This window comes from 'Chrysanthemum coronarium' phytoplasma (genome assembly GCF_000744065.1).
In the GTDB taxonomy this organism is placed as follows: domain Bacteria; phylum Bacillota_I; class Bacilli_A; order Acholeplasmatales; family Acholeplasmataceae; genus Phytoplasma; species Phytoplasma asteris.
In genome coordinates, this window is sequence record NZ_BBIY01000029.1 from 1 (window position 1) to 13,874 (window position 13,874).

12 protein-coding genes are annotated in these 13,874 nt (G+C 29.9%); all 12 read left to right on the forward strand.

Annotated elements, in window-relative coordinates; all coding sequences use genetic code 11:
- Window positions 1-283: 283 nt before the first annotated feature.
- Entirely contained in the window at window positions 284-1,150 is an 867-nt protein-coding gene (fba, locus tag OYV_RS01710) for a class II fructose-1,6-bisphosphate aldolase (RefSeq protein ID WP_042067997.1), read from the forward strand.
- A gap of 106 nt (window positions 1,151-1,256) precedes the next feature.
- Window positions 1,257-1,694, forward strand: a complete 438-nt coding sequence (locus tag OYV_RS01715; protein ID WP_042067998.1) for a hypothetical protein — start codon at window positions 1,257-1,259, stop codon at window positions 1,692-1,694.
- Window positions 1,695-1,859: 165 nt separating this feature from the next.
- Window positions 1,860-3,056 (forward strand): phosphoglycerate kinase, encoded by a 1,197-nt coding sequence (locus OYV_RS01720; RefSeq protein ID WP_042067999.1) that lies wholly within the window; start codon window positions 1,860-1,862, stop codon window positions 3,054-3,056.
- 160 nt (window positions 3,057-3,216) lie between these two features.
- Window positions 3,217-4,224, forward strand: a complete 1,008-nt coding sequence (gene gap / locus OYV_RS01725; protein ID WP_042068000.1) for a type I glyceraldehyde-3-phosphate dehydrogenase — start codon at window positions 3,217-3,219, stop codon at window positions 4,222-4,224.
- Between the two features lie 381 nt (window positions 4,225-4,605).
- Entirely contained in the window at window positions 4,606-5,286 is a 681-nt protein-coding gene (locus OYV_RS01730) for a hypothetical protein (RefSeq protein ID WP_042068001.1), read from the forward strand.
- A 448-nt stretch (window positions 5,287-5,734) separates the two neighbouring features.
- The gene (locus OYV_RS01740) at window positions 5,735-6,382 is read left to right on the forward strand and encodes a hypothetical protein (protein ID WP_042068003.1); all 648 of its coding nucleotides are present in this window, start codon (window positions 5,735-5,737) and stop codon (window positions 6,380-6,382) included.
- A 142-nt stretch (window positions 6,383-6,524) separates the two neighbouring features.
- Window positions 6,525-8,213: a M3 family oligoendopeptidase gene (locus tag OYV_RS01745; RefSeq protein WP_042068004.1), complete on the forward strand. Its 1,689-nt coding sequence runs from the start codon at window positions 6,525-6,527 to the stop codon at window positions 8,211-8,213.
- 199 nt (window positions 8,214-8,412) lie between these two features.
- Window positions 8,413-9,228, forward strand: a complete 816-nt coding sequence (locus tag OYV_RS01750; RefSeq protein ID WP_042068005.1) for an ATP-binding cassette domain-containing protein — start codon at window positions 8,413-8,415, stop codon at window positions 9,226-9,228.
- Window positions 9,204-10,064, forward strand: coding sequence for an ATP-binding cassette domain-containing protein (locus OYV_RS01755; RefSeq protein ID WP_042068006.1), 861 nt, complete (start codon window positions 9,204-9,206; stop codon window positions 10,062-10,064). Before OYV_RS01750 ends, OYV_RS01755 begins: the two co-directional genes overlap by 25 nt.
- Before the next feature lie 12 nt (window positions 10,065-10,076).
- Window positions 10,077-11,123: an energy-coupling factor transporter transmembrane component T gene (locus tag OYV_RS01760; protein WP_236620258.1), complete on the forward strand. Its 1,047-nt coding sequence runs from the start codon at window positions 10,077-10,079 to the stop codon at window positions 11,121-11,123.
- A 93-nt stretch (window positions 11,124-11,216) separates the two neighbouring features.
- Window positions 11,217-12,467 (forward strand): serine hydroxymethyltransferase, encoded by a 1,251-nt coding sequence (glyA, locus tag OYV_RS01765; protein ID WP_042068007.1) that lies wholly within the window; start codon window positions 11,217-11,219, stop codon window positions 12,465-12,467.
- A gap of 477 nt (window positions 12,468-12,944) precedes the next feature.
- Complete coding sequence (gene rsgA, locus OYV_RS01770; protein ID WP_042068008.1) at window positions 12,945-13,865, forward strand: ribosome small subunit-dependent GTPase A; 921 nt, start codon at window positions 12,945-12,947, stop codon at window positions 13,863-13,865.
- The last annotated feature ends 9 nt before the right edge of the window (window positions 13,866-13,874 follow it).

Here is a 13,874-nt window from a genome sequence, read left to right on the forward strand (position 1 = left end):
AAAACTACATCATTTAGTTTAATTTTTTCTTTTGGATTTTGATTTTAAAACAGCATGCATTTTTACTTACTTTTATAATTTTTATATTTTTTTCTCTGTTTTGTGATTTTAAAACTGTTAATTTGCATTCCTTTTGACCAACAATAATATATTTTGTTTTTTGCACTTATACTTGCAAAACTACCCAAAATCCTAAATTATTTTTTAGTCCAAAAGCCAATTAACAAACCTCATTAATTACAATTTAGATGCAAATCTAAAACCAAAGAAAGGATTAAGTTAAATGTTAACTTCCGATAAAAATGTTCTTTTAAAAGCACATCAACAAGAATACGCTATAGCTCAAGTAAATATTAATAATTTAGAATGGATCAAAGCTGCTTTACAAACTGCCGAAGAACTAAAATCACCTGTTATTTTAGGAGTATCCGAAGGAGCTGCGAAATATATGGGAGGGCTTAAAACAGTCGTTGCAATGGTAAGAGAACTAGACGCCTTTTATAAGGTTTCTGTCCCTGTTATTTTGCATTTAGATCACGGTTCTTATGAAGGTGTCAAACAAGCAATGGAGGCAGGATTCACTTCTGTTATGTTTGATGGCAGTCATTATGATTTTGCCCAAAACTTAAGTAAAACCAAAGAAATCACCGAGATATGTCACCAAAAAGGACTTTTAATAGAAGCAGAAGTTGGGGGCATCGGCGGCGAAGAAGACGGCATTATTGGTCAAGGAGAAATTGCAGATCCTCAAGAATGCAAACAAATTGCTGATTTAGGTGTTGATATGCTTGCTGCTGGAATTGGTAATGTGCACGGTAAATATCCTGATAATTGGACAGGACTTGATTTTAGTGTTTTTGCCAAAATTAGAGAACTTACCAACAAACAAACGCCCCTAGTACTGCACGGCGGCACTGGTATTCCTGAAGACATGATTAAAAAAGCTATTTCTTTGGGAGTAGTAAAAATCAACGTCAACACCGAATTTCAATTAGTTTTTGCCCAAGCTACTAGACAATACATTGAAGAAAAAAAAGATTTAACAGACAAAGGCTTTGATCCGCGTAAGTTATTAAATCCCGGCTTTTTAGCTATTAAAGAATTAATGAGACATAAATTAGCTCTTTTTGGTTCAATCAACAAAACTTAATTATTGAATATCAATATTTCCCAATTTTAAATCTTTCCCTTAAGAAAATATAGCTACAATTATAAAAAATTTCTTTTTTACATTTTAGAGAAGAAAGGTCCAAAATATGGCAAGTTCTAATACAAATATGAACACCAACAATACCATAGTTATTGTGTTATTAGCAATTAAAACACTTGTACCTATTGTTGTGGGTATTTTAGCCTTGCGCAGTTATTTTAAAGGCAAAAAAATTGAAACTAAACGTTGTTTTATTAGGTGGTTAATTAAAGATATTAAAATTAGGTTAACTGAATGCGATAATTTTAAACTAAAAGAACAGTTTTCTTTAGAAATTCAATTTATTGTTGAAAGAATTGATGATTTTGAAAAGCAACGGTTAATGGGAGGCGAAATGTTTTTAACTTTTGTAATAGGAGCTTTTACCAATCGCAAATACAACCTTATAGAAGGCGAACTTGACCAATACTTAGAAGAATTAAATGCCATTAAAGACGAATTGCCAGAATCAACAATTGAAAAAATTAAAAAACATAAACGATAAAATAATACCAATATTTAAAAATCATTATTCCTCTAAACGATGGATAAAATAAATAAAATAAAACAACAAAAAAATAAAATTAACCATTCAAACAAACTATTTACTAATTTAGATTAAAAATAACTTAAAAATAATTAATATTTCCTAAGTGAAAGGCATAAATGCATGACAAAATCCTTAACTAATATGAATATTACAAATAAAAAAGTTTTATTGCGAGCAGACCTAAATGTTCCTTTAGAAAACAGCGTTATCACAGATGACAACAGAATTAAGGCTATTTTGCCTACTTTAAAATATTTAGTTCAGCAAAAAGCTAAAGTTATTATTTTTTCTCATTTGGGACGCGTTAAAACTGAAGCTGATAAAGCCCATTTTAGCTTGCAAGTGGTAGCTGAAAAAATTGCTTTTTATTTGCAACAAAAATTAAAGTTTGTTCCAGAAACCCAAGGCAACACCTTAAATCAAGCTGTTGGCCAGATGCTTCCAGGGGATGTTTTAGTAGTCCAAAATACTCGTTTTGAAGATGTTCCTTTCAAAAAAGAAAGTAAAAACGACCCCGAATTAGGCAAATATTGGGCATCTTTAGGTGATGTTTTTGTCAATGATGCTTTTGGTACATGCCATCGCACCCACGCTTCTAATGTAGGCATTGCAACATATATCAAAGAAAAATGCTTTGGTTTTTTGGTCGAAAAAGAAATGTCTTTTCTCAAAAAAATTGTCCAAACTCCTCAAAGACCTTTGGTTGCTGTTTTGGGTGGCTCCAAAGTATCTGACAAAATTGGAGTTATTCGTAGTCTTTTGCAAAAAGTTGATGTTCTTTTGATAGGTGGAGGAATGAGCTATACTTGTCTTAAAGCCAAAGGTTTTAACATAGGAACTAGCTTGTTAGAAGCAGACAAAATCCCTTTAGTAAAAGAATTATTAGTTTCTCCAGAAGGCAAAAAAATCGTTTTACCTAAAGATTTTGTTTGTGGCAAAGAATTTTCGCCAACAACACAAGCAGCTGTTTATAGTTATGATAATATTTCTGATGATGTAATGGGACTTGATATCGGACCTCAAACAATTGAACTTTTCAAAACGCATTTACAAACGGCTCAAACAGTTGTTTGGAATGGTCCTGTAGGAGTGTTTGAATTTGAACAATTTTCTAAAGGAACCAAAGCTATTGCCCAAACAATAAGCAATCTTTCGCCCAATACAACTACCATTATTGGTGGTGGCGATAGCGCTGCTGCAGTCTTTAAATTCGGTCTAGATCAAAATTTAAGCCATATTTCTACGGGTGGAGGCGCTTTTTTAGAATTTTTAGAAGGAAAACCAATGCCAGGGCTTGCATGTATGGAGAAACTGTAATCACAACTCCCCTATTTTTATTTTATTTTTTGATCATTATTATTCTTCGAATTACTAAATATTACAAACATCACAAAATAAAACAATCCACACAACCAACAAATAGATCCATCATTTACATTAAAAAAGGATAAAAAAAGAAAAAGAGGTTTAATTAATTATGAAAGTTAAAGTAGCAATTAATGGTTTTGGGCGTATCGGTAAATTAGCCTTTCGTCTTGTTTTTGGAAATCCTAAATTTGAAGTAGTAGCTATCAATGATTTAGCAACTTTAGAAACTATTTCTTATTTATTAAAATACGACAGCATTCAAAAACCTTACAAATTAGACGCTGTTAGTTTTGAAGACAACTATTTAGTAGTTGAAGGACAAAAAATTCCTGTGTTTCAAGAAAAAAATCCTCAAGATTTACCTTGGAAAAAACTAGGAGTAGATATTGTTTTAGAATGTACAGGTTTTTTTACTAGCAAAGAAAAAGCAGCTCTTCATTTAGAAGCTGGAGCTAAAAAAGTGTTAATTAGTGCTCCTGCTACTGGGGATGTAAAAACAGTTGTTTACAATGTTAATGACCAAATACTTACTAAAGAAGATGCCATTGTAAGCGGGGCTTCTTGCACTACTAACTGTTTGGCGCCCGTTGTTAAAGTCTTAAATGACAACTTCGGCATCAACCAAGCTTTTATGACTACCGTTCATAGTTACACCAGTGACCAAAGTTTAATTGATCAAAACCATCCCAAAGGCATTTGGACACGTCGCGGTAGAGCTGCAGCCTTTAATATGGTGCCAAGTTCTACTGGAGCTGCCAAAGCTATTAGTTTAGTTATTCCTGAATTAAAAGGAAAACTGGATGGTACAGCAATTAGAGTTCCTACAATTATAGGCTCTTTAGTTGACCTTACCGCAGAACTGACTCAAGAAGCTACTCCAGAAGCCATCAATGAAGCTTTCAAAAAAGCTGCTAATGAAACCCTAGCCTACGTTACAGATCCTATTGTTTCCTCAGATGTTATTGGAACAAGTTATGGTTCTTTATATGATTCTCACACTTTGCAAGTCCTCAAAGAAAAACCTAAATTTATTAAATTAATGTCTTGGTATGACAATGAAATGAGTTATGTTAGTCAATTAGTAAGATTGCTTCACAAAGTAGCAACTTTAGTTTAATCCTTTTTGAATCTATCTTTATTACAAATAAAACTCCTTAGACCATTTTTTTGAAAGTGGTCTATTTTCTTTATTCTCTCCTTTGCAACCCTTCAAAAATATTGTTATCACCTTATTATTAATTAAATTTATTATCAATATCTTTTATTAATGATTTTCTATTGGCGATCATCCCACTATTTTTTTCTCCACTTTTTTCCCTTAGTTTATATTTTTATTTGCAACATTATATTATTAATTATAAAATATTATCAAAACCAATAATTATTACCTTGCTAAAAATATCCCCCCCTTCACCTTTATTTTATTTTTTTACCCCAATTATTACTTTGACTGATGAAAAGTAATTTTGATATTTCTTTAGAAAGAAATTAATCTCATATGCTAAAAACCAAAAACAAAGAAACAAAAGTTTTTTTCTCCCCTTTGCAAAAACACATTATTGCTTCTACTTTGTTAGGATTCACAATTGTGTTAGAATTTGCTTATGATAAGTTAGGGATTGCCAAAATGGGAGCAAATATTGGCTCTTTTATTAAAGTTTCTCTCCTTCCCTTAATTTTAATTGGTTTTTTATTGGGCAAAAAACATAGCTTTCTTTTTTGTACTCTTTATGCCTTATTTCATCTATTTAAAGCTATTTTTTTAAGTGAATCCACCAATATTTTAGCTTATATGCAAGCCCAACAAATGAGCTCCTTACAACAAATTGCAGTTTTACTTTTGGATTATCTTTTAGTTGATTTATCTTATAGTCTTTCTTTTGTTTTTTATACCCCTAATTTAAAATATTTTGATAATTATAAAAGCATTTTACTTAATTTATTAATAGTTTTTACCTCTGTTTTTGCTTTTAAATGTTTGGCTTCTTATTTTATTTGGTTGCCCCTTATTGCAAATAAACAAAATTATTTCCCCTTTTTAGCTCCCCTAATCAACTACCCTATTATTTGGTGTTTTTGTTATAATTTAATCCCTGTTTTTGCTACTTTTATCTTTATCTTTATTTTTTTATTTTTCTTAAATCCTAGAATTAAAACTTACCTTAACTATTATAGATAATTTTTGCCCCCCTCCTCTTTTTTCCTCAATGTTGTCAAAGAACATTTTATTAATTCAATATAGATAATAAAATTACATACACAAAGAAAAGAGAAAAACTATGCATAATAATTACTATTTCCAACTTTTAAATCAACCCTTTGTAGCTTTTGTGCCGCCCCTTCTTGTCATATTTATATTTTTCTTATTGCTATTGTGTTATCATTTTTTATTAAAAGCTAGTATGTTTGCACCCATTTTAAATAAAGGAACTACATTTGAAAAAGTTTTTAGGAGATATTTATAAATGATATTTATTAGCCTTATCAAATAAGAATTTTTTTAATTTCAGTATTATTTTACAATTTATTTTCCGTTTATTATTTCTTTTCCTTCGATGTTGTCAAAGAACATTTTATTAATTCAATATAAATAATAAAATTACACACACAAAGAAAAGAGAAAAACTATGAATAATAATTTTAATCGCAATCAAAAACTTTTAAGACAAATTATCCTAACTTCTTTTTTAACTTCCTTATCTATTGTTTTATCTAAAATACTACAAATTATATTCCCAGATAAAACAACATCTTTTCCAGGGTTTCATTTTATTAATATAGATGTAAATATTCTTGTCTATGTGCGTTTTTTACCTTTAATTGTAATGTCTTTTTATGTTCCTTGGCATCTTTCTTGCCTGGGTGCTTGTTTAGCTGAAACAATTGGATATTTTGTAGGATATGGTTATGAATTTGGTTATCAGTTTGAACTGATTGCTAATTTAGCTTGTGTTTTATCGTTTGGATTATTACCTGGTTTGTTGTTAAGACCCCAAGATAATTTTTTAAAAATGTATTTCGTTGTTGTCTTGTTATCAGTTTTATATCAAACATTATATTGGTATGTAATGTTAAAATGGTGGTGGACAGCCGAAATAAATATTTTTTCCCAAGATATTACCATCCAACAAATTGCAACAACTATGGTAAATAAAGGGCTCTTTATTGCTTTGCCCCTTGTCTTTGTGACTTCCTTTTTTGTAGTTATCCTTTTAAAAGAGCTGTTTAAAAGATTGCAATTTTTAGCAGATACTTACGAATTTGATAAGAAATAATCAAATTTATTAGTTTATAATTAAAATGTAGTTATTCGACAATAAAATATTTTTTCAAACTAACATAAATAAAATTAAACTTGCCACACCGTTGCTATTTAGATATTTTTCATAAAAATTAAAAAGATAGGATTAAACCAAAGTGAAATTTCAAGATTTTGAATATCAAAGAGTTGATATTGCTCAAACCAAACAAACTATTTTGCTTATGATAGAGGCTTTTTTGGATGCTTCCTTACCAGAACAAATTAAAATTATTAACCGTCTTAATTCATTAATGGATGAAATTAATTCCATGTTTACTTTGGCAGAAATTAGGCATAGCCTAGATGTAAAAGATACTTTTTATCAACAAGAAAAACATTTTTGTGACCAAAATGCCCCTTTGCTAACCGAATTACAACATCAATTTAGCCAAACCATGGTAAAAAGTAAACATTATGACGCCTTAGTACAAGAATTTGGCACCCTGTTATTTGACCAAACCAAACTATTTTTAAAAACATTTGACCCTAAAATTATTCCTTATTTACAAGAAGAAAATACTTTAACAACCAAATATCAAAAATTAATTTCTGATCCTTCTGTTGCTTTTGAAGGCAAACTTTATAATTTAAGTCAAATGGCTCTTTTTTTGGAATCGTCCCAAAGGCAAACTAGAAAAAATGCCCAATTAGCTGTTTCGCAATTTTTTGCTAAAAACGAGCAAGAATATGACCTTATTTATGACCAATTAGTCCAAACACGAACCAAGATGGCTCAAATATTGGGATATTCCAATTTCGTTGCCTTAGGTTATGATCTTTTAGTACGCACTGATTACGATGCTAACCAAATTGCAGATTATCGCACCAACATTTTAAAATATGTTTTGCCGTTTTATACAATGACTCAAAAACGTAAATCCAAACGTTTAGGTATTGCTAAATTGGAAAGTTATGACAAAAGTTTTAATTTTTCAAGTGGCAATCCCAAACCTCAAAGAGGAGTTGATTTTCAGTTAACCCAAGCAAAAAAAATGTATCATGCAATGTCTCTCCAAACCAAATTATTTTTTGATTTTCTCTTAGAAAAAAATCTATTAGACCTAGATAGCAAACCCAACAAAACAGGCGGTGGATACTGTACTTACCTTCCTAAATATAGCGCTCCTTTTGTTTTTGCTAATTTTAATGGCACAAGTCATGATGTAGATGTTTTGACTCACGAAATAGGACACGCCTTCCAAGTTTATCAAAGTCGTCATTTAATTCCTGAGTATCGTTGGCCTACTTTTGAAGCAGCTGAAATTAGTTCTATGGGAATGGAATTTTTAGCTTATCCGTGGGTAAAAGATTTTTTTGCCCAAGATGTAGACAAATATCAATTTCTACATTTATCCCAATCCCTTAATTTCTTACTTTATGGTGCTTTAGTGGATCATTTTCAACATGAAGTTTATCAAGATCCTCAAATGACTCCTGCTCAAAGAAAAGAGTGTTGGCGTAATTTGGAAAAAAAATATTTGTTGTTAGAAACTTATGAAGGCGATCCTTTTTTAGAAAAAGGTACTTTTTGGTTCCGTCAAAGCCACATTTTTTCTACTCCTTTTTATTACATTGACTATACTTTAGCCCAAGTTTGTGCTTTAGAAATTTGGCTTTTAAGCAAGCAAGATTATTCCAATACTTGGCAAAAGTACTTAAAATTATGTCAATTAGGCGGTTCACAAACTTTTTTAAATCTTTTAAAAACTACAGGACTTACTAATCCTTTTGAACCTAATCACTTAAAAAACATTGTTTCTTTTGTAACTTGTTATTTGCAAAAAATTGATGATACTAAATTTTAATTACACCATTTTATAACAATTTTTCACTCTTTCCACAAAAACTCAATCTTATTTTATATCTTATATTACGATTTGCGATTTGTTGCAAAAGTGGTTTTGCCTTTTTCAAACTAACCTCCCCTCGAAATAAATCAACTACCTCAAAAATGCCCCATCAAAACTACCAAACAAACAAACAAAGAAAGAAAAATTTAAAGTTATGATATCTATTCAAAATTTAACTTTTTATTACGGTTGTAATCCTATTCTCAAAGACCTTAATTTAACCATTCAAAATAATTCTTGGGTTTCTATTGTTGGTCATAATGGCTCGGGAAAATCTACTTTAGCCAAAATTTTAGTAGGGCTGATTTCTTGTACCAAAGGACAAATTTTAATTGACAATATCGTTTTAAATGAAAAAAATTTGCCCCTTTTGCGACCTAAAATAGGTATGGTTTTCCAAAATCCTGATTATCAGTTTACAGGACTTACTGTAAGAGAAGATATTGCGTTTGGATTGGAAAATTATAATGTTTGTAGAGAAGAAATTATAACCAAAGTTTGGCAATATGCCAAAATGGTAAAAATAGATGATTTATTGGACGCAAACGTGAATCAACTTTCAGGGGGACAAAAACAACGTGTAGCAATTGCATCCATTTTAGCGATGGAGCCCGAAATTATTATCTTTGATGAAGTAACTTCTTTTTTAGATCCTCAAGGCGCTTTGGAAGTGCAAAAAATTATTCAAACCATTAAAAATAAAATTTTGATTACCATTACTCATGATTTAGAGTTTGCTGCCAAAAGTGATGAAATTATTGTTCTTGATCAAGGAAAATTAATTACCCAAACCCCCCCCCAAAACCTTTTTCAAGACCCTTTATTTTTGCAACAATATAAATTGAACCCTCCTTTATCATTAGAGCTTTACTATGAAATTTTAAAAGACAGCACCACTAAAAACATTAAAAATAATCAAATGTTAGAAAATTTAAAGGATATTTTATGGCAATACAATTTGAAAAAGTAAACTTTTATTATAAAAAACCCCCCCACCCCCCCCAAAAAACTACTGCCACTTTATCTGACATTAATTTAAAAATCAATTCTCAAAATGAATTTATTGCTTTAGTGGGGAAAACCGGTTCAGGCAAATCGACCTTAGTGCAATTAATGAATGCTTTGCTTACCACAAATATAGGAAAAGTAACAGTTTTTGGCACTACCATAACTTCTAAAACAAAAAAAGAACTCTTAGTGCCCTTGCGTCAAAAAGTAGGTTTAGTTTTCCAATTCCCTGAATATCAATTATTTGAAATAACTGTTTTAAAAGATGTAATGTTTGGTGCTGAAGTTTTTTTAAATAACAAACAACAAGCCCAAAAGCAAGCTTTCAAAACTTTAGAACAAATCAACATTCCTCCCGCTTTACATCAAAAATCTCCCTTTCAAATTAGTGACGGACAGCAAAGAAAAGTCGCTATTGCAGGTATTTTAGCCATGCAGCCTGATATTTTAATCCTTGATGAACCTACACGTGGTCTTGATTTGGAAAGTAGCTCTGATATTATGGATTTTTTACAAATTTTGCATCAAACATTTCACAAAACTATTATCATTATTACTCATGATATGAATTTGGTTGCCCAATATGCAAAACGTGTTTTGGTTTTGTCTCAAGGAAAATTGCTTTTTGATGGCACAAAAGAAACTTTTTTTGAACACCCCCGATTTGAGCAATTTAACTTAGATATTCCTGATACTTTTAAAATTTTAAAACATTTAAATCAAACTTTAGGAATCCCCTTTCAAGCACACTATTGTTTTAGCGCCCTTGCCCAATATTTAAAAGAATTTTATTGTTAAAAGGTATTATTGATGAAAAATAATGATTTTACAAATAATAATTTATCCCACCCCTCTTTATCGCGTTGTTTTTTGTACCAACTCCATCCTTCTATCAAAATTCTTGCTTTTGTGTTGCTGTTAGTTTTTATTTTAAAACTGCCCATTAATGTTGAAAATATTGCTCCAAATCAAGTTTTTATTTTTGCAAACCCCAAACGCATCACTTTATTTTATCTTTTTTGTGTGGTAGCTTTAATGATCCTTTGTTTCTTTTTTGGAGTAACTTGGAGTTATTTTTGGCAAAGAATTAAACATTTAAGATTTGTTTTTATTATTTCTTTGGTAATAAATTTAGTTCCTTCGGAAGATACTTATTTTAATGCTTTTATGCGAGCTCAAATTCCTATTTTAAGCTATGATGCCATCCATTCTTTTTGGTTGTTTTTAATATGTATTTTATTGTATAATTTCACTAAAAAATATATTCCCTTTAAATTATCTTATTTGTTATTTTTGCTTTTGTGCATCTTTGTTATTCCTTCGTATTTTCCTTCCAATATACAAGAAATTTTGGGTTGCAAACCTAAAAATTATATATTGCAAACGACTTCTTTTCTAAGAATTTGTTTTATTATGACAAGATTGTTTTTAATTGTGATGTTGTTTTTTTTATTCAATAAAATAACTTCTTTTATCGAAATTCAAGATGGTCTAGATATTATTTTGTCTCCTTTAAAAAAACTCAAAATTGCTACTGAAACTTTTACTTTGATGCTTTCTTTAATTTTTATGGCTAATTCTTTTTTATTGCAAGAAACCAATAAAATTTTAAAAGCTCAGACAACAAGAGGCATGGATTTGCACAAAAAAAATATTTTTAAAAGAATTAATCATCTTTTAGCCTTATTGGTTCCTATTTTTGTGTTGGTTTTTAAAAGGTCTTTGGTACTTTCTAATGCTATGGAAGTAAGAGGTTATGTTTTGGGAGCTCCTCGCACCAAAATGATTACTTATCGTTGGAAAATGCTTGATTTTATAACCATAACTACCATTTTTGCTCTATTGTTTATCAAATAAATTCGTATTTGTAAATGCTTTTATAAAACATTTTGTTTTTCCAATAATTACATTGAATGCCCAAAAATAAAAAAAGAAAAAGGTTGTGCCCAAATGAATCAAAAGTTAGGATTAAAAGACCAAGATCAAGAAATCTTTGATCTTATTGAACAAGAAAAAATTAGACAAAAAGAAAATATCTTATTAATTGCTTCGGAAAATTTTGTTTCTCAAGCAGTATTAGATGCTCAAGGAAGCATTTTGACTAACAAATATGCAGAAGGTTATCCTCAAGCTAGATATTATAATGGTTGTAAAAATGTAGATCAAATAGAAAAAATTGCCATTCAAAGAGCAACCAAGCTGTTTGGTGCTAAATACGCAAACGTCCAACCTCATTCAGGTTCACAAGCCAATATGGGAGCATTTCAAGCCTTATTAAAACCTGGTGACAAAATTTTAGGATTATCTTTAATGGATGGAGGACATCTTACTCACGGTCATAAATTAAGTTTTTCTGGTGGTTTTTATGAAGCTCATTTTTATAATGTCAATCCCCAAACTGAAATGCTTGATTATGATGAAATTCGTAAAGTTGCCTTAAAACTAAAACCTAAATTAATTATTGCAGGATATTCGGCTTATTCTAAAACTATTAATTTTAAAAAGTTTCGTCAAATTGCTGATGAAGTTAATGCCTATTTAATGGCAGATATTGCCCATATTGCAGGTTTAGTTGCTTGTGGGCTTCATCCTTGTCCCTTTGAAGCTAACGCTGATGTTGTTACTTCTACTATGCACAAAACGCTGAGAGGACCGCGTGGAGGTTTGATTTTAACCAATAAAGAAGAAGTATTTAAAAAAATAAATCGTGGTATTTTTCCAGGTATTCAAGGAGGACCTTGTATTCATACTATTGCAGCTAAAGCTGTTGCCTTTCAAGAAGCGATGATGCCTTCTTTTAAAGAATATCAAAAGCAAGTTATCAAAAATGCAAACACCTTTGCTAAAGCCTTCCAACAAAAAGGTTATCGCATTGTAAGCGGAGGCACTGATAATCATTTATTTTTAATTGATGTTAAACATAAAAATCCTGAGTTTACAGGATCCAAAATTGCAAACATGTTAGAAAAAATAAATATTGTTGTCAACAAAAATACCATTCCTTTTGATCAAGAAAAACCTTTTGTGACAAGCGGTATTAGAATTGGCACACCTGCTATGACAACAGTAGGTTTTAGAGAAAATGATTTTATTTTAGTTGCAGATTTGATGGACAAAGCTATCAATCACTTGGACGACGAATCTTATTTAGCCCAAATTAAACAACAAGTTTTGGCTTTATTAAGTAAATTTAATAAGTAAAAAACAACATCCCTATCTTCAAACATAAAAATAATTATTTTGTAATCCTACATTTTTTTTGCCTAATTACATTAACAAAATATTAATAAAACATTAACAAAAGACTCCTTTTTATTAAGGGGTCCTTCCTTTTTTATGTAACAATTTTTGCCACCCCCCAAAACTTTTTTATTTTGCAACAAACATACCATTTGTCAAAGTCACACCCATAAAAACATTAGCAAATAAACTCTGCTTTTGCTTATTTAAACCCAATTTATCTTTATATGTAATTATTGTTTTTTTATATGTTATAATAAAAATAATTAATGGTTTTTTTAATTAATTATAAAAAAGTTACTCAAATTAGAATAAATTAGTATCTAGCATTTTTTATCGCACACACACAGACAATTTAAAAATTTTTAAAAAGTAATTTAGACAAAATAAGAAAAAAATAATTAAAAAAGATTTCAAAATATAAAAAGGAGTTATTATTTGGAAAAAGCTTTAGTATTAAGATTTTTGGCTGGAGTTTATTATATTAAAGATTTAGAAACTCAAATTATTTTGGAAGCTAAAAAAAGAGGCAAATTAAAAACCCCTGATATCAAAACTACCCAAAAAGAAAATAGTTCTGCCTCTGACTTTATTATTAAAGTAGGCGATATTGTGTTTTATGAACTTTCTTGTGATACTTATTTAATTCAATCTATTTTGCCTCGTAAAAATGAATTAAAAAGACCTAATGTTGCCAATATTAACCAGGTATTGCTAGTTTTTTCATTAGTAAAGCCCAATTTTCAATTTCTTTTATTAGATAAGTTTTTATTAATTTTAGAACAACAAAAATTAGATGTAGTTTTGGTTTTTTCTAAAATAGATTTGTTAGAACCCGAAAACCTTACAACAATGCAACAACAATTATCTTATTACCAAAAATTTCAACCCTTTTATTATATTAACTCCAAGCAAAAAATAGGAATAGATGCCCTTAAACACATTTTTGCTAATCAAATTACAGTTTTGGCAGGACAAACCGGAGTAGGAAAATCGACCTTACTCAAAGCCTTAATTCCAGATGCCAAACTCAAAACACAAGAAATTTCTGAAAGTCTTGGCAGAGGCAAACATACCACCAAAAACGCCCAATTATACGAGTTTAATGGTGGATTTATTGTTGATACTCCTGGTTTTTCCAAACTAGACTTAACTACTTTTTGCCCTAGGACTTTAAAGAATTTTTATCCTGATTTTGTAGAACATGTTTGTGATTGTTTTTTTGGTGAAAGTTGTCTTCATTTGCAAGAAGAAAAATGTGGCGTTAAAAAAGCCTTAGAAAACAGCAAAATACTTCCCTCTCGATATCAAAATTATGTGAGCTTTTACGAAGAAATCAAAAACCAACTCAAATATTAGTTATTTTTT